Source organism: Caulobacter sp. FV2ye17ST (assembly GCF_058680955.1).
The window spans coordinates 886,127-902,065 of the sequence record NZ_CM178727.1 but is presented as its reverse complement, the minus strand read 5'-3'; the positions used below and the strand labels follow the sequence as shown (position 1 = coordinate 902,065).

Annotated in this window: 15 protein-coding genes; 11 read left to right on the top strand and 4 right to left on the bottom strand. The window is 68.0% G+C overall.

The window, feature by feature from the left end:
• Nucleotides 1-25: 25 nt before the first annotated feature.
• Genes ACW17V_RS04400 through ACW17V_RS04390 form a run of 3 tightly spaced genes read left to right on the top strand, consistent with a single transcriptional unit; the run spans nt 26 to nt 1,785 of the window.
• On the top strand, nt 26-682 hold the full coding sequence (locus tag ACW17V_RS04400) for a TetR/AcrR family transcriptional regulator (RefSeq protein ID WP_492107667.1): 657 nt from the start codon (nt 26-28) through the stop codon (nt 680-682).
• A gap of 45 nt (nt 683-727) precedes the next feature.
• Nucleotides 728-1,144, top strand: coding sequence for a RusA family crossover junction endodeoxyribonuclease (locus tag ACW17V_RS04395; RefSeq protein ID WP_492107666.1), 417 nt, complete (start codon nt 728-730; stop codon nt 1,142-1,144).
• Nucleotides 1,144-1,785 (top strand): hypothetical protein, encoded by a 642-nt coding sequence (locus tag ACW17V_RS04390; RefSeq protein ID WP_492108733.1) that lies wholly within the window; start codon nt 1,144-1,146, stop codon nt 1,783-1,785. Before ACW17V_RS04395 ends, ACW17V_RS04390 begins: the two co-directional genes overlap by 1 nt.
• Nucleotides 1,786-1,797: 12 nt before the next feature.
• Here ACW17V_RS04390 and pdxH read toward each other — a convergent pair whose 3' ends face one another.
• The gene (gene pdxH, locus ACW17V_RS04385) at nt 1,798-2,463 is read right to left on the bottom strand and encodes a pyridoxamine 5'-phosphate oxidase (RefSeq protein WP_492107665.1); all 666 of its coding nucleotides are present in this window, start codon (nt 2,461-2,463) and stop codon (nt 1,798-1,800) included.
• A 94-nt stretch (nt 2,464-2,557) separates the two neighbouring features.
• Between pdxH and ACW17V_RS04380 the strand changes: the two genes are divergently transcribed.
• From ACW17V_RS04380 to ACW17V_RS04370, 3 genes are all read left to right on the top strand, one after another.
• Entirely contained in the window at nt 2,558-3,268 is a 711-nt protein-coding gene (locus ACW17V_RS04380; RefSeq protein ID WP_492107664.1) for a DnaJ domain-containing protein, read from the top strand.
• A 107-nt stretch (nt 3,269-3,375) separates the two neighbouring features.
• Entirely contained in the window at nt 3,376-3,792 is a 417-nt protein-coding gene (locus ACW17V_RS04375; protein WP_492107663.1) for an organic hydroperoxide resistance protein, read from the top strand.
• Nucleotides 3,789-4,238 carry a MarR family winged helix-turn-helix transcriptional regulator gene (locus ACW17V_RS04370; protein WP_492107662.1) on the top strand — a complete coding sequence of 150 codons (450 nt, stop codon included), beginning with the start codon at nt 3,789-3,791 and terminating at the stop codon, nt 4,236-4,238. Before ACW17V_RS04375 ends, ACW17V_RS04370 begins: the two co-directional genes overlap by 4 nt.
• A 16-nt stretch (nt 4,239-4,254) precedes the next feature.
• On the opposite strand, the gene ACW17V_RS04365 is transcribed toward ACW17V_RS04370, so the two are convergent.
• On the bottom strand, nt 4,255-4,608 hold the full coding sequence (locus ACW17V_RS04365; RefSeq protein ID WP_492107661.1) for an L-rhamnose mutarotase: 354 nt from the start codon (nt 4,606-4,608) through the stop codon (nt 4,255-4,257).
• Nucleotides 4,609-4,718: 110 nt separating this feature from the next.
• Here ACW17V_RS04365 and fucP point away from each other — a divergent pair, with 110 nt between their 5' ends.
• From fucP to ACW17V_RS04350, 3 genes are read left to right on the top strand one after another with little or no spacing between them, the layout of a single operon-like run.
• A complete protein-coding gene (gene fucP / locus ACW17V_RS04360; RefSeq protein WP_492107660.1) occupies nt 4,719-5,987 on the top strand; it encodes an L-fucose:H+ symporter permease in 1,269 nt (422 codons plus the stop codon).
• Nucleotides 5,984-6,796, top strand: a complete 813-nt coding sequence (locus ACW17V_RS04355) for an amidohydrolase family protein (RefSeq protein ID WP_492107659.1) — start codon at nt 5,984-5,986, stop codon at nt 6,794-6,796. Before fucP ends, ACW17V_RS04355 begins: the two co-directional genes overlap by 4 nt.
• Nucleotides 6,797-6,802: 6 nt before the next feature.
• Nucleotides 6,803-7,564, top strand: a complete 762-nt coding sequence (locus ACW17V_RS04350) for an IclR family transcriptional regulator (protein WP_492107658.1) — start codon at nt 6,803-6,805, stop codon at nt 7,562-7,564.
• Here the strand turns inward: ACW17V_RS04350 and ACW17V_RS04345 are convergent.
• Nucleotides 7,557-9,482, bottom strand: a complete 1,926-nt coding sequence (locus ACW17V_RS04345; RefSeq protein WP_492107657.1) for a sialate O-acetylesterase — start codon at nt 9,480-9,482, stop codon at nt 7,557-7,559. The two genes, ACW17V_RS04350 and ACW17V_RS04345, sit on opposite strands and share 8 nt — an antisense overlap.
• Before the next feature lie 145 nt (nt 9,483-9,627).
• A complete protein-coding gene (locus ACW17V_RS04340) occupies nt 9,628-12,093 on the bottom strand; it encodes a glycoside hydrolase family 3 protein (RefSeq protein ID WP_492107656.1) in 2,466 nt (821 codons plus the stop codon).
• A gap of 125 nt (nt 12,094-12,218) precedes the next feature.
• On the opposite strand from ACW17V_RS04340, the gene ACW17V_RS04335 reads away from it, so the two are divergent.
• Nucleotides 12,219-14,198 carry a glycoside hydrolase family 97 protein gene (locus ACW17V_RS04335; RefSeq protein WP_492107655.1) on the top strand — a complete coding sequence of 660 codons (1,980 nt, stop codon included), beginning with the start codon at nt 12,219-12,221 and terminating at the stop codon, nt 14,196-14,198.
• A 10-nt stretch (nt 14,199-14,208) separates the two neighbouring features.
• Nucleotides 14,209-15,825: an alpha-L-fucosidase gene (locus tag ACW17V_RS04330; RefSeq protein ID WP_492107654.1), complete on the top strand. Its 1,617-nt coding sequence runs from the start codon at nt 14,209-14,211 to the stop codon at nt 15,823-15,825.
• The last annotated feature ends 114 nt before the right edge of the window (nt 15,826-15,939 follow it).

Here is a 15,939-nt window from a genome sequence, read left to right as displayed (position 1 = left end):
CCCAGTAGCGGATAGAGTTGTTGAAATGCTGATGGGCGCCGGCCTCAAGAGAGCCGAACACAAGAGAAGCGAGATCGTCGCCGCCGCGCGGACCCAGTTCCTGCTCGAAGGCTATCGCGACGCCGGCATGGAAGTGGTGGCCCGCGCCGCCAGCGTCTCGACCGCGACCCTCTATGCCTATTTCCCCGGCAAGGCCGACTTGTTCAAGGTCGTTGTTCTGGAAACCGCGCGCGACATCGCAGCCCCGGTCCGCGAAAGCGTGCTCACCCGGGGCGACGCCCGCACCCGCCTGCTGGCCTTCGCCAACGCCTATGCGGTCTTCATGACCCGTCCCCTGACCCGGGCGATGTTCCGTCTGGTGACGGCCGAGCGTCGGCGCTTCGACGAGGTGGCCGACCATTTCCTGCAGGGCGCCCGCGACGAGCTGGGCGGCGCGGCCATGGCGGTGATCGGCGATCTGGTCCAGACGCGCGAGATCGCCGTCGAAAAGCCCTCGTGGGCCGCCGGCCAGCTGATGGGCATGATCGATCACGCCACCCTGGTGCTCGGCCTCACCGCCGGCGACGAAACCCTGCCAAGCCGCCCCCTGAGCGACATCTGCGACGACGCGGTCGAGACCTTTCTGGCGCGCTACCGGGCGCCGGCGGATACTTTCACAGGCGCCGCTGCAGGCCCATTGTAAACCGTAAGCTTTGGCAATGCTGTTGAAAATTGGTGGCTGGATTCGGTGTCTTTAGAACCTGAACTACCATTCGAGTTCGTCATAAGAGGCACGGCGATAAGCCTTCAAGGCTCGTCCGATTCCAAGCGCACCTGGAAGGAAACCGTTCAAGCTGCGGCTAAGGCTGCGCTTCCAGAAGGAGCGTGGCTTCTAACGGACCCCTTGGCGGTCACCATCTACCTCTTTCCTGCAGCCGAAATGCAGGGCGATGTCGACAACCGGGTAAAGCCCATCCTGGATGCTATGGTGCGCTGCGTTTACAGCGATGACGAAATCGTTGAACGGGTTGTCGTGCAGAAGTTCGAGCCTGGGCATATATTTGCGTTTCAGGATCCGTCCGTCGCTTTGCTGGGGGCGCTCCAATCCGAAGAACCCGTCGTCTACATCAGAATTGCAGGCGACGTGCATGAGGAGCTTTCTTGATGGTATCCGCGCTAACCGAGGATGAGGTGCTTGATCGCCTTGAGCCGCGCTGGACCAACGAAGGCTATCGCTTGATCCGGCAGCCGAAGGTCGATCAGTTGCCGCCCTTTCTGCGCGGCTTCGCCCCGGACGCCATCGCCATCGGGCCGACGCAGTCTCTCGTGATCGAGATCATGCGGAGCCGCAGTCAATCAACCGATACCAAAGTGAGGCAAATCCAAAGCCTGTTCACGGGGCATCCCGATTGGCGCCTGGAAGTAATCTACGCCGCGCCCGAGGGCATTCCACTGACCACCGCGACTGACGATGAGGTTCGGTTGGCGCTGGAGGAAGCTCGACGGGTTTCAGAAATAGCGCCCCGCCCGGCGCTGCTGCTGGCCTGGTCAATCTTCGAGGCTATCGGTCGCCGGCTCGAGCCCGATCTTGCCGCTCGAAGCCTTACCCCTGGCTCGTTGATCGACGTGATGATCTCGAAAGGACGATTGCCCCAACAAGATGCGCTTTTTCTGCGTGAGATGGCCAAGGCGCGGAATGCCGTGGCTCATGGCCTGCTCGATGTGAACCCTGCGCAAGCGGATGTGCGCCGCTTGCTCGACCTTTGCGATCACTTGAGCCGCACTCAGGCAACGCAACTTTCGTGAGCGCGCGGCTCCCTACGGAAACAGCCGCTTGGTCGTCCAGCCCTCGCCGACGCGGTCATAGACCAGCCGTTCGTGCAGGCGGAACGGGCGGTCGCGCCAGAACTCGATGACCTGCGGAACCACGCGATAGCCCGACCAGTGCGGCGGGCGCGGCACCTTGCCGAGGCCAAACTTCAGGCCCATCTCGGCGACGCGCTTTTCCAGGGCCAGGCGATCGGGCAGAGGCCGCGACTGGTCGCTGGCCCAGGCGCCCAACTGGCTGTGACGGGCGCGGCTGGAGAAATAGGCGTCGGCCTCTGCCTGGGTGACCGGCTCGACCACGCCGCGGATCCGCACCTGCCGGCGCAGGGACTTCCAGTGAAACAGCAACGCCGCCTTGGGCTGGCCGGTCAGCTCCACGCCCTTGGCGCTCTGGGTGTTGGTGTAGAAGACAAAGCCCCGGGCGTCGAAATCCTTCAGCAGCACCATCCGCGAATCCGGCATGCCGTCGGCGTCGACCGTCGAGACCGCCACGGCGTTGGGATCGTTGGGCTCCTTCTTGCCGGCCTCGGCCAGCCATTCGGCGAACAAATCCAGCGGGTCGTTTTCCGGCAGCAGCGGCAGGGGCGCGGCCTGGGTCACCTGGCGGACATAGTCGTCTTCGCTGGGCGAGGCGGGGATCAGGGTCTCTTCGGTCATGGAGGGGATATAGACCCGCCCGCGCATCACGGCCACCGCCGCCGAAAGTCTTAACTTAACCCGGCGTTGACCAAGTCCCGGCAGGGTCGGCCCGATGTCTCCGCGGCCCGCCTCCTCCCTGACCCTTTCCGCCGCACGCGCCCTGCTGGGCGTCGCGCCCGGCGCGGGCGAGCGCGAGCTGCGCGGCGCCTATCGGGAAGCGGCCAAGCGGGCCCACCCCGATCGTCCCGGCGGCGACGCGGCCCTGTTCCGCGACGTGCTGGCCGCCTATCGCCTGCTGCAGGATCAGCCGCCGCCCCGACCGATCCATTTCCCGCCGGCCTGCGCGACGCCCGCCGCCGAGGTCTTCCAGCAGGCGACCCTGGAAATCGATGTCGCCACAGCGGTCGGCGGAGGGTCGATGGATCTGGCCATCGACGGTCGTCAGCTGCGCCTGAAACTGCCCGCCGGCCTGCGCGTCGACGACAAGGTCCGGGTCGACGGCGTCACCTTCGTGGTCCGCCACAAGGGCGCCCGCGAGGCCCTGATCCGGGGCGATGACCTGTGGCTGACCGGCAAGATCGACAAGCGCGTCCTGGCCGAGGGCGGCCGGGTCGAGCTCGACACCGCGCTGGGCCCCCGCCTGGCCTGGATCTCGACCAAGGCCGCCTCGCGCGGTCTGGTCCGCCTTCCCGGCCAGGGCCTGCCACCGCGCGGACCGCATGCGGCCGGCGACCTCTTCCTGCGCCTGGAGGCCGTCACCTCCAGCGCCGAAAGCGCGGCCCGTTCGCTGCTCAAGCGCTTCGCGGCCGCCTGGGCGGCCTGAGACCTCCCGAAGAAACACATCGCGCGCGATTTATTTCGGGCGACGGCCTTGAATTTATATCGTGCACGATTAAATCGTTTACATAGTCATTCGCAAGGAGCGACCCCATGAGCACTCTCTATGAAGCCCGCGCCACCGTCGTCGGCGGCCGTGAAGGCCATGTCCGCAGCGACGACGGCCTGCTGGACCTGCAGCTTTCGATGCCCAAGGCCCTGGGCGGCAAGGAAACCGGCTCCAATCCCGAGCAGCTTTTCGCCGCCGGCTACGCCGCCTGTTTCCAGAGCGCCATGGGTCTGGTGGCCCGCCAGCAGAAGCTTGCCATGACCGGCTCGCAGGTCACGGGCGTCGTGGGGCTGTTGCCGCAAGAGGTCGGCTTCAAGCTTGAAGTCACCCTGGAAGTCGAAACCCAGGGCCTGTCGCAGGCCGACGCCGAGACCCTGGTTGCGACGGCCCACAAGGTCTGCCCCTATTCCAACGCCACCCGTGGCAATATCGACGTCACCCTTGTCGTAAAGGCCGCATGAGCCAGACCAACACCAAGTCCGCATCCGCTCCGGTCGAGGCCCTGCGCCTCGACCGTCAGCTGTGCTTTGCCCTGTATGGCGCGGCCAACCGCGTCACGCGGCTTTACCGCCCGCTGCTCGACGCCCTGGGCCTGACCTATCCGCAGTATCTGGCCATGCTGGTGCTGTGGGAGGCCAGCCCGCGCACCGTCGGCGCCCTGGGCGAAGCGCTGGATCTCGACTCCAGCACCCTGACTCCGCTGCTGAAACGTCTGGAGGCCGGCGGCCTGATCGCCCGCGCCCGCGATCCCAAGGACGAGCGCCGCGTGATCGTGAGCTTGACCGAAGCGGGCCTGACCCTGCGCGACAGGGCCGTCTCGATCCCGGAACAGATCTTCTGCCAGGTTGGCCTGCCGCTCGACGAACTGACGGCCCTGCGCGACAAGCTGAAGACCGTGGCGGTCTAACGCCAACCAGGCTCGATCAGGGCTGGTCCGACAGGGCGTAGATGCGCTCACAGGCCACCCACTTCTCGCCGGGCGCCGCCCAGGGCAGGGCCTGCTGGAAGGTCCACATCAGCGTCTCCCAGGCCTGGACCTGCGGATCGGCCGCGTCGGCCGCCGCCTTGGCCGCCTCGGAAAACGCTTCCCCGACCTCCATGATCATGAAAAGCCGGTTGCCGGTCAGGAAGATCTCCAGCGTCTCGATCCCCGCCGCGCGGATCGAGGCGTTGATCGCCGGCGGCGGACCGCCCGGCGCGTGCCATTGGCGATAGCGGGCGATCAGGGCGGGGTCGTCCTTCAGATCGAGCGCATAGCAAAGCCGCCGGGTGGTCATCGCGCCTGATTCCAAGTGTTCATTTTCATATTTGACGACAATATTCATATATGATGTGCTGTCGCCAGACAAACGGGGCCCGGTCAACGGCGCGCCAGCGAGGAAACACCATGGAGACCGGTCCAAGATCCCGGGCGGCGCTGCCGCTCGTCCTGATCACCGCCCTGTTCTTCCTGTGGGGCGTCGCCAACAATCTCAACGACGTCCTGATCCCGCAATTCAAGAAGACCTTCACCCTGAACGATTGGCAATCGGGTCTGGTCCAGTCGGCCTTCTATATGGGCTATTTTGTCCTGGCCCTGCCGGCCGGCATGGTCATGCGCCGGTTTGGCTACAAGGCGGCCGTCGTGCTGGGTCTGGTACTGTATGGCTCCGGCGCGCTGCTGTTCTGGCCGGCCGCCGAGGCGCGGCAGTATTCCGGGTTCCTGGCCGCCCTGTTCGTGATCGCCAGCGGCCTGGCGTTCCTGGAGACCTCGGCCAATCCGCTGATGACGGTGCTGGGCGATCCGGCGAAGTCGGAGCAGCGCCTGAACTTCGTCCAGGCCTTCAACCCCGCCGGATCGATCGCAGGCATCTTCATCGGCCGCGAGTTCATCCTGTCGGGCCACGAGCCGACGGCGGCCGAGCTGGCGGCCATGAGTCCTTCGGCCCTGGAACAGTTCCGGGTCGCCGAGGCCCATTCGGTGCAGACGCCCTATCTGGTCCTGGCGGGCGTGGTGCTGATCCTGGCCGCCATCGTCGCCCTGGTCCGCTTTCCCGCCCAGGCCAACCGCCCGCCGGCCGACGCCGATGAAGGCTCGGTGGTGGGTGACTTCCCCCGGCTGCTGGCCCGCCCGCGCTTCGTATCCGGCGTCGCGGCCCAGTTCTTCTATGTCGGCGCCCAGGTCGGGGTGTGGAGCTACATGATCCGCTACGCCCAGATCGAGGCGCCCGGCATGGGGGAGAAGGCGGCGGCCGGCGTGCTGATCCTCTCACTGTGGGCGCTGCTGGCCGGGCGGTTCATCGGCACGGCGCTGATGAGCGTGGTCGCACCGTGGCGGCTGATGGCCCTCTATGCGGCGATCAATCTGGCGCTGGTCGCGGTGGCCGTGATGGTCGGCGGCAGGACGGGCCTCTACGCCCTGGCGGCGACCAGCTTCTTCATGTCGATCATGTATCCGACCATCTTCGCCACGGCGGTGAAGGGTCTGGGCCCGCTGACCAAGACCGGTTCGTCGTTCATGGTCATGGCCATCATCGGCGGCGCGGTGCTGACGCCGCTGATGGGCTGGATCGCGCACATCGCGTCGATGCGGATCGCCATGGGCGCGCCCGCCGTCTGCTTCCTGGTGGTCGGCCTCTACGCCCTGTCGGCCGGCAAGGCCGCCGCCGCGCGATGATCGACGCGCATCAGCATTTCTGGCGGATCGGCGACTGCGCCTGGCCGCCCCCTGACCTGGACGCAATCCATCGCGACGTCGCGCCGGCCGAGCTGAAGGCCGTCGGCCAGCCTCTGGGACTGGCGGGTTCGGTGCTGGTGCAATCCCAGCCCACCGACCGCGACACCGCGTGGCTGCTGGACCTGGCCGACGCCGAGCCTCTGGTGCTGGCCGTGGTCGGCTGGACCGATCTGGCGGCGCACGACGCCCCGGCCCGGATCGCGGCCCTGGCCGCCCGGCCCAAGCTTCGCGGCCTGCGGCCCATGCTGCAGGACCTGGCCGACGACTGGATCCTCGACCCCGCGCTGGAGCCGGCGATCGCGGCGATGGTCGGGCATGGCCTGACCTTCGACGCCCTGGTCCTGCCGCGCCACCTGCCCCAGCTGCTGACGTTCGCGCGGCGCTGGCCGGACTTGTCCATCGTCATCGACCATGGCGGCAAGCCCGCCATCGCCGTCGGCGGGCTGGATCCCTGGCGCGCCGACATGGCCGCCCTCGCCGCTCTTCCGAACGTCTTCTGCAAGCTGTCAGGCCTGCTGACCGAGGCGTCGCCCCGACAGCCGCCGGAAGCCCTGGCGCCCTATGTCGTCCATCTGATCGAGATCTTCGGACCGTCGCGCCTGATGTGGGGCAGCGACTGGCCCGTCCTGAATCTGGCTGGCGATTACGCCAACTGGCTCGCCCTTGCCCGCCGCCTGAGCGGCCTCACCCAGCCCGACGATCTGGCCGCCTTGTTCGGCGAGACGGCGCGGCGATTCTATCGTCTATAGAAACCCATGGCCGAGCCCGAAGACACCGACCGCAAGTACCGCGCCCCCGCCCTGGAAAAGGGCCTGGACGTGCTCGAACTGCTGGCGGCGCACCGCACGCCCCTGACCCTGTCGCAGATTTCCGCCGCCTTGGACCGCTCGGTCAGCGAGCTGTTCCGCATGGTGCAGGTGCTGGAGTTCCGCGGCTATGTCGGCCCCGCCCCGACCGGCGAAGGTCTGGTGCTGACCAACAAGCTGTTCGCCCTGGGCATGACCCGCGCGCCGGCCAAGGACCTGCTGGAAGCGGCCCTGCCGCAGATGCGCAAGCTGTCGGTCGTCATCGGCCAGTCGGTGCACATGGCCGTGGTCAGCGCGGACCAGATGGTGGTCGTCGCCCGTATCGAGGCGCCCGGCGACCTGGGCTTTTCCGTGCGCGTCGGCTACCGGCGGCCGCTGGTCGAGGCGACCTCGGGCCTGGTGCTCTACGCCTTCCAGCCCGACAAAATCCGGGCCGACTGGCGCGCGCGGCTGAAGCCCGCCGCCGGGGAACTCTGGAGTGATTTCGAGACCCGGGCGACCACCGCCCGCAAGGTCGGCTATGTCCGCGCCGACAGCGCCGTGGCCCGGCAGATCACCGACCTGTCCGCCCCGATCATGGGCGCCGAGGGCGTCGCCGCCGCCCTGACCGTACCCTACGCCCAGACCCCGACCGCCATCGCGATCCCCGACACCATCGCCGCCATCCAGGCGACGGCGCGCGACATCTCCGCCGAGCTTGGCTCTAGTTGAGCGGAAGCTCGAACGGCGTCGCCGGCAGGCGGTTGAAGCCATAGAGGTTGAGGATCGGGCTCTCGGCCCAGGCGAAGCGCACCTTGACCGGCGCGGGGCCGTCGGTCGCCGCGATCCTGATGTCGGCGCCCTGGACCGTCGCATCGACAAACCGGCAGGCCGCCGTCGCGTCACAAAGCTCGAAGCCGCCCGGTCGCCCCGCGCCAAACACCACCAGCGGCTGGTCGAAGGTCACCACCAGCGCCCCGCCGTCGCGGCGCGCCGACAGGGGCGCGGGACCGGCGGCGTTTAGGGCCGTCTCGCCATAGGCCAGCTTGCGGGCCAGCAGGGCCAGGCGCGCGCCGACCTGCTGCTTGTTGGTGGGATGGATGTCGTAGATGTCGCCCAGGTCGACCGCCGAGGCCATGCCCACCCTGGGATCGGCCGCCGTCGTGCGTCGCTGGACATCGCGCAGGGCCGCCCATCCGGACTCGACGGGAACCGACCTGTAGGCGCCGAAACTGGCCAGCTGCACCATCAGGAAGGGGGCTTCGGGCGCGCCAAATTCCCGTCGCCAGTCGGCGATCATGGCCGGCATCAGGCGGGCATATTCCGCTGCTTCGGTGACATTGGCCTCGCCCTGGTACCAGGCGAACCCCTTTAGGCCATAGGGCGCCAGCGGTGCGATCATGCCGTTGTGAAGGGTCGACAAGCCACTCGCCCCCAGCCACGGCGCGTGCGGCGGCAGGCCGCTTTTGTCCAGAGTCGTCGAGACCCTGTAGCGCCAGGCGCCGTCCAGCGGGACGAACTGGCCATCGGCCAGCTTCACGCCCTTCTGCGCCGCCGGCCCCCACGCCCCGCCCCCGCCGCCGGTGTCGACGACGCGCAGGGCGATCACATTGCGACCGGCCTTGAGCGCGCCCCGCGCCAGGGCATAGTCGCGCGGCGTATCCCAACCCTCTTTCGAACCGACCTGCCGGCCGTTGACGAAGGTGGTGTCGATGTCGTCCACCGGGCCCAGCGACAGGGTCGCGGCCTGCGCGGCCTGTTTGGCGGTCAAGGTGACGGCGCCCCGCAGCCAGATCACACCATCGAAAGTCGCCAGCTCGGGCGCGGCTTCCCAGAAGGCCTCGGCCGGCAGGCTGGACCAGGCGCGGTCGTCGAAATCGGGGCGTTTCCAGTCCTTGGCTTGCGGCTCAACACGCGCCGACCAGCGCTCCATCATCGCGGCCCAGCTGGCCATGCCGGCTTCGGGTGAGCGGGCATATTCCGACAGGATCGCCAGGCCGTCGTCATAGTTGCCCAGCGCCGTCAGGCCCTCGCGGCTGATCCAGTCCTGGATGATCGAACCGCCCCAGGTGGCGTCGATCAGGCCAACCGGCGCGCCGGTGGTCTTCTTGATGTCGCGGCCCATGAAGAAGCAGGCCGCGGCGAAATTGGCGGCGCTCTCCGGACTGGCGACCCGCCAGACGGCTTCCCTGGACAGGGTGGAGGTCGGGGCCGGCAGGCTGACGCGGCCGGTCTGCAACAGGCGAATGTTGGGATCGGTCGCGCCGGCGGTCTCGTTGTCGCCGTTCATGATCCGGCGCAGCGGCATCTCCATGTTCGACTGGCCCGAACACAGCCAGACGTCGCCCATCAGCAGGTCGGTGAGAGTCTGGCGCTCTTCACCGGATCGGACCATCAGGGTCAGGGGCGCGCCGGGCTCGCGGGCCGGCAGCGCGGCGGACCAGCGGCCCTGGGCGTCGGCCGTGGCCGAGGCTGTCGCGCCGGACAGATCGATCTCGACCCCGGCGCCGGGCTGGGCCGCGCCCCATACCCGGATCGGCTGGCCGCGTTGCAGGACCGCATGGTCGGTGAAGACCGGCGCCAGCAGGGGCGCGGCCGAGGCGGCGGTGGCCAGGGCGGCGAACGCGGCGGTCAGGAGGAAACGCTTCAAGTCCTGCATCCTATTCCTTGTCATCCCGGCCGTACCCCGGCGAAGGCCGGGGGAGCGCCGGGACCCAGGGGCCACTGCAACGCGGTTGCCCCTGGGTCCCGGACAGCCTCTGCGAGGCTTCCGGGATGACAAACTGTTTTTGCTGCTACTGCGCCTTCGCCGGACACACCGCCCCGGCCGGATCGGTCGTCAGCTTGACGCCCTGCAGGGTGACCGTCAGCGCCCCCGCCGTCGACAACGCGAACGGCTCGGCCACCTTGGTCACATCCGCGCCCGCCGCCGCGAAGCACTTGAGCGGCACCTTCAGGCTCCGCCACTCGCCCACGGACGCGGCGGCCAGCACCGGCGAGACGTCCAGTTTGCCCCCGCCGATGGACAGGCTGACCGGCGCGGAGGGCGCCGCATCGACGCGGTAGTCGATCAGCAGGCCCATCTCGGCATTGGTCTGGAATGTCAGGTCGATCGCGCCGTCGCCGGTGATCGCCGCCGTCGCCGGCGCGCTTCCGGAGAACACGATCTGGCGACCCGCCTCCTGCACGCCGCCGGCGTCCACCGGCCGGATCTGCACCGCCGTGGTCGGCGACAGCTTGAAGCCGAACGGCGCGGGCGTCTTGCCGGCCACGAAGTAGTTGGAGACGTTCAGCGAAGCCGCTGTGACGCCCGAGACTTCCGACAGTTTCGGCAGCCGCACCCTGTCGCGATAGGTCAGGCCAAAGCCATAGGCGAACAGCGGATCATAGCGTTTGTCGCCGCGATTGAGCGAGGTCTGGGCCGCGCTCTTGGGCCAGCTGAACGACAGCTTGCCGTGGAAGTCGGCGCGCGGCTTGCCGGCCGCATCACCCACGATCACGTCGGCGATCCCGCCGCCTTCCGAGCCCGGCAGCCAGGCGCTGACAAAGGCGTCCGAGGCGTTCAGCTCCGGGTTCACCCACAGCGGGCGGCCCGTCAGGAACACCGCCACCACCGGCACGCCGGCGGCCTTGAGGCGCTTGAGCAGGGCCAGATCGGTCTTATCGCCGGCCTGGTATTCCAGGGTCTTCAGGTCGCCCACGCCCTCGGCATAGGGCGTCTCGCCAAACACCACCACGGCCACATCGGGCTTGGTCTCGAACTTGCCGTCGACGTTCAGCGAGGCCTTGCCGCCGCCGGCCTCGACCGCCTCCTTCAGGCCCGACCAGATCGACTGGGCGTTGGGGAAGTCGCTGTTCTTGTTGTCGGTGCCTTGCCACGACAGGGTCCAGCCGCCCGACTGACGGCCGATGTCGTCGGCGCCCGAGCCCGCGACCAGCACACTGGCGCTCGACTTGATCGGCAGCACGCCGTTGTTCTTCAGCAGCACCAGCGACTTGCGCACCGCCTCGCGGGCCAGGGCCCGATGCTCGGCATTGCCCATCACCCCGTCGCGGTCTTCCCAAGGCCGGGCGGTCTGGAAGAGGCCCAGCTTGGCCTTGACCCGCAGGATGCGGCGCACGGCGTCGTCGACCCGGGCCTGCGAGATCTCGCCGGACTTGACCTGGGCCAGGGTGTTGTCGAACAGGGCCTTCCAGCTGTCGGGGGCCATGTACATGTCCAGGCCCGCATTGGCGGCCTGGGGGCAGTTGGTGGGGACGCAGCCGGCCACCTGGCCATGACCGTTCCAGTCACCGATCACGAAGCCGTCGAAGCCCATCCGGCCCTTCAGCACATCGGTCAGCAGGGTCTTGTTGCCGTGCATCTTGATCCCGTTCCAGCTGTTGAACGAGGCCATCACGGTCATGGCGCCGGCATTGATGGCCGGCACATAGCCCTGGGCGTGGACAGCGATCAGTTCGCTTTCCGGGATCTTCGCGTCGCCCTGATCGACACCCCTCTCGGTGCCGCCGTCGGCCAGGAAGTGCTTGGCGCTGGCCGCCACGTGGCCCTTCTGCAGCACCTGGCCTTCGCTGACCGCGCCCTGCAGGCCCAGGATCATCTGGTCGGCATACTGACGGACGATCTGCGGGTCCTCGGAATAGCCCTCATAGGTCCGGCCCCAGCGGTCGTCGCGCGGCACGGTCAGGGTGGGTCCGAAGGCCCAGTCAAAGCCTGACACCGCTGTCTCGCGCGCCGTAGCCAAGCCGATCCGGCGGATGAGCTCGGCGTCCCGGGTCGCGCCCAGGCCGATATTGTGCGGGAACAGGGTCGCGCCCACGACATTGCCGTTGCCGTGCACGGCGTCGATGCCGAACATCAGCGGGATGTTGGTCCCGCCGCGCGTGGCGGCCGCCTCGCGGAAGGCGCGGACCGTGGCCACCCACGGCTCCTTGGCCGAGCGGTCGGGCGCGTTCAGCGGCGGCGAGCTGCCGCCCGCCAGGATCGAGCCCAGGGGGTAGGTCTTCAGATCTTCAGGCTTGATGGCCGAGGTGTCGGCCTGGATCATCTGGCCGACCTTCTCCTCCAGCGTCATCTTCGCCAGCAGGCCGTCGACAAAGGCTTCGGTCGCCGCGTCCACCAGCCCCTGGCTCTTGGCCGCCGGCCACCGGGCGGGATCGGCGGTCGCCTTGTCGGTCGGGGCGAAGACGGGTTGGGCCACGGCCACGCCCGTCAGGAGGGTCGTCGCCATCAGAGCGACGATAAGGGTCCTGGTGTTCATGCTCCCGCTTCTCTTTTTCTGGCGTCGCGCGCCTATTGGTACCGGTATCGCAAAACTCGCCGGCGTTTTATACACGGACTAATTTATGCGATAAATCGATGAAAATGATTTCATGGGAGGAATCAATGGGGGTTACCAAACAAGCGCTGCTGGCTGGCGCGGTCTTTGCCACGGCCTTGGGCGGCGCCGGCGTCCGGGCGGAAACCCTCGTCCTTTCCTCGTCTGACAAGTCGCTGTTGATAACGCTGTCAGACGAGAATGGGCAACCCCGCTTCGCGGTGACCCATCGCGGCAAGGCCCTGCTGAAACCGTCTCCGCTGGGGCTTGTGCTCGACAAGGGCGGCGCGCTGTCGGCCGGCCTGACCATCAAGGCGTCGAGAACCGCCAGCGTTGATCAGACCTATGATCTGGTGGTCGGCAAGACCCGCACGGTGCGCGAGCGCTACAACGAACTGACGGTCGATTTCGCCGAGCCCGGCCCGGACGGCCGGAAGCTGACGGTGATCGCCCGCGCCTATGACGACGGCGTCGCCTTTCGCTATGCGCTGCCCGACCAGCCGGGCCTGGCCGGCGTGGTGATCCGCAACGAGGAGACCCGCTTCGACTTCGCCGCCGACGACCGCTGCTGGGCGCTGAACCTGGGCAAGTTCGGCTCATCGCACGAAGGCGAGTACGACCCGGTTCAGGCCAGCAGCTTCCGCGAGCACAACCTGCTGGAACTGCCCGTGGTCTGCCAGACGCCGGACGGCGCGACCTTCGCCCTCGCCGAGGCCGACCTGAAAAACTATGCCGGCCTCTATCTGACGGGCCGCGGCGACGGCGGGCTGGGTCTGAAAGCCAAGCTCTCGCCGCGCCTGGAGGATGGCGCGGTCGCGGTCCGCACCCGGATCGGGACCGACACCGTCTCGTCCTGGCGGGTGGTGATGGTCGGCGACCAGCCCGGCGACCTGGTCTCATCCAACCTGATGACCAGCCTCAACCCGCCGACCGCCCTGACCGACACCTCGTGGATCAAGCCGGGCAAGGCCGCCTGGGACTGGTGGAACGGCTCGGTGGTGGCGGGCGTCGACAAGCCCGGCATGGATACGGCGACGATGAAGGGCTTCATCGACTTCGCCGCCGCCAACAAGCTGGAATACATGCTGATCGACGACGGCTGGTACGTCGGCTCCGGCCAGGCGCCCGTGGTGCTGCCGGGCACGGATGTCACCCGGCCCATCCCCCGGATCGACATGCCGGGCCTGATCGCCTACGCGGCCGAACGCGGCGTCGGGATCATGCTCTGGGTTCACTGGAAGGCGCTGGACGACCAGATGGACGAGGCCCTGGCCACCTACGAAAAGTGGGGCGTCAAGGGGATCAAGGTCGACTTCATGGACCGCGACGACCAGGCCATGGTCGACTACTACCACCGCCTGCTGACCAAGACCGGCCAGCACCGCCTGATGCTCGACCTGCACGGCGCCTATCGCCCCACGGGGCTGGTCCGCACCTGGCCGCACTACATGACCCAGGAGGGTGTCATGGGGGCGGAGTTCAACAAGTGGAGCGGGCGTCTCACCGCCACCCACAATGTCACCCTGCCCTTCACCCGCATGCTGCTGGGACCGATGGACTACACGCCCGGCGGCTTCCGCAACGTGACGCCGCAAGCGTTCCAGCACCAGTTCATCCTGCCCGTGGTCAAGACCACCCGCGGCCAGGCCCTGGCCATGTACGTGGTCTATGACAGCCCGCTGTCGATGGTGTCGGACAGTCCCGTGACCTACGCCGCCTCGCCTGCGGGGCTGGACTTCATCAGCGCCACGCCCGCCAGTTGGGACGAGACGCGGGTGCTGTCGGGGCAGATCGGCCAGTCCATCGTCATGGCCCGCCGCAAGGGTCGCGAGTGGTGGGTCGGGGCCATGACCAATGAAGCTGGTCGCGCGGTGAAGGTCCCTCTGGACTTCATCGGCGCGGGCGCGTTCAGCGCCGACATCCGCGAGGACGGCGCCGCGCCGACCGAGCTGAAGCCGACCGTCCGCGTGGTTTCGGCCAGCAATGTCCTGACCCTGAAGCTGGCTCCCAGCGGCGGCGGCGTGATCCGCCTCAGCCCCGCCAACTAGGAGACCGACCATGGCCTTTACGCGACGTGGCGTCATCAGCGCCGCCGCCGGTCTCACGGCCTCACCCGCCCTCGCTGGCGCCAGGGGGCCTTTCACCGGCAGCTGGGAGTCCCTGGCCGGCGGCTATCAGACGCCCGACTGGTTCCGTGACGCCAAGCTGGGGATCTGGTCGCACTGGGGGCCGCAATGCGTGCCGGAGTTCGGCGACTGGTACGGCCGCCAGATGTATCAGCAGGGCAACCTCGTCTACGAGCACCACCTGAAGACCTGGGGCCACCCGACCGACTTCGGCTTCATGGAGTTCATCCCGCGCTGGAAGGCCGAGGCCTGGGATCCCGACGCCCTGATGAAGACCTATGTGAAGGCCGGGGCCCGCTACTTCATGTCGATGGCCAACCACCACGACAATCTCGACATGTTCGACAGCCGCCACCATGCCTGGAACACCACGCGGGTCGGCCCGAAACGCGACATCGTCGGGACCTGGGAGCGGGTGGCCCGCGAGCACGGCCTGAAGTTCGGCGTCTCCAACCACGGCGCCCATGCCTGGCACTGGTGGCAGACGGCCTATGGCTATGACGCCGAGGGACCCCGCAAGGGCCAGCGCTATGACGCCTTCCGCCTGACCAGGGCCAATGGCCACGGCAAGTGGTGGCAGGGGCTGGACCCGCAGGACCTCTATACCGGCCGAAACATGGTCATTCCCGATGGCGTCGACAGCATCGCCGCCGCCAATGCCTGGCATGACCGGCACGACGGGGAATGGATCGAGACACCGCCCGCCAACAACCCGGCCTTCACCCGCAACTGGCTGGACCGGCAGAACGATCTGGTCGACCGCTACCGGCCTGACCTCGTCTATTTCGACAACTATGGCCTGCCTCTGGGCCAGGCCGGGCTGGACGCCACGGCCCACTATTACAACCGCGCGGTCCAGTGGCATGGCGCCGCCGGCGTGGTGGCCACCGGCAAGAAGCTGTCGCCCCTGCAGCGGCGGGCCATTGTCGAGGACGTGGAGCGTGGCTTCTCCGACCGCCTGCGCGATGAGCCCTGGCAGACCGACACCTGCATCGGCAGCTGGCACTATGACCGCCCCCTGTACGAACGCGACGGCTACAAGTCGGGCCGCGAGGTGATCCAGCGACTGATCGACGTGGTCAGCAAGAACGGCTGCCTGCTGCTGTCCATCCCCCAGCGCGGCGACGGCTCGATCGACGACCGGGAAGAAAAGGTGCTGGCCGACATGGCCGGCTGGATCGCCGTCAATGGCGAGGCGATCTACGCCACCCGGCCCTGGCGGATCTTCGGCGAGGGTCCGACCAAGCTGGTCGAAGGCATGCAGAACGAGGGCGGCGCCAAGCCGTTCGAGGCGGCCGATATCCGCTTCACCGGGAAGGCGGGCGCGCTCTACGCCCTGCCGATGGCCTGGCCGGAGGCGCCGTTGCTGATCGCCAGCCTGGCGACCGGCGGGCCGACCAGCGCGGGTGACGTCCGGCGCGTGGAACTGCTGGGCGGCGGCGAGCCCCTGCCCTTCACGCGCGGCGCGTCAGGGCTGCGGGTGGACCTGCCGGACCGGCGGCCGACCTTCACGCCGGCGCTGAAGATCAGCGGACCCGGGCTGGTTTAGGCGGCTTGCGGGGCGTTGGCGGTCGGCGAGTCGACGTCGCGAGGGGCGGAGAAGGGTGGAAAGCGGGCGTAGACCCTCGGGCCAATATAGTAGGATAGTGGGCCTCTATTGGCG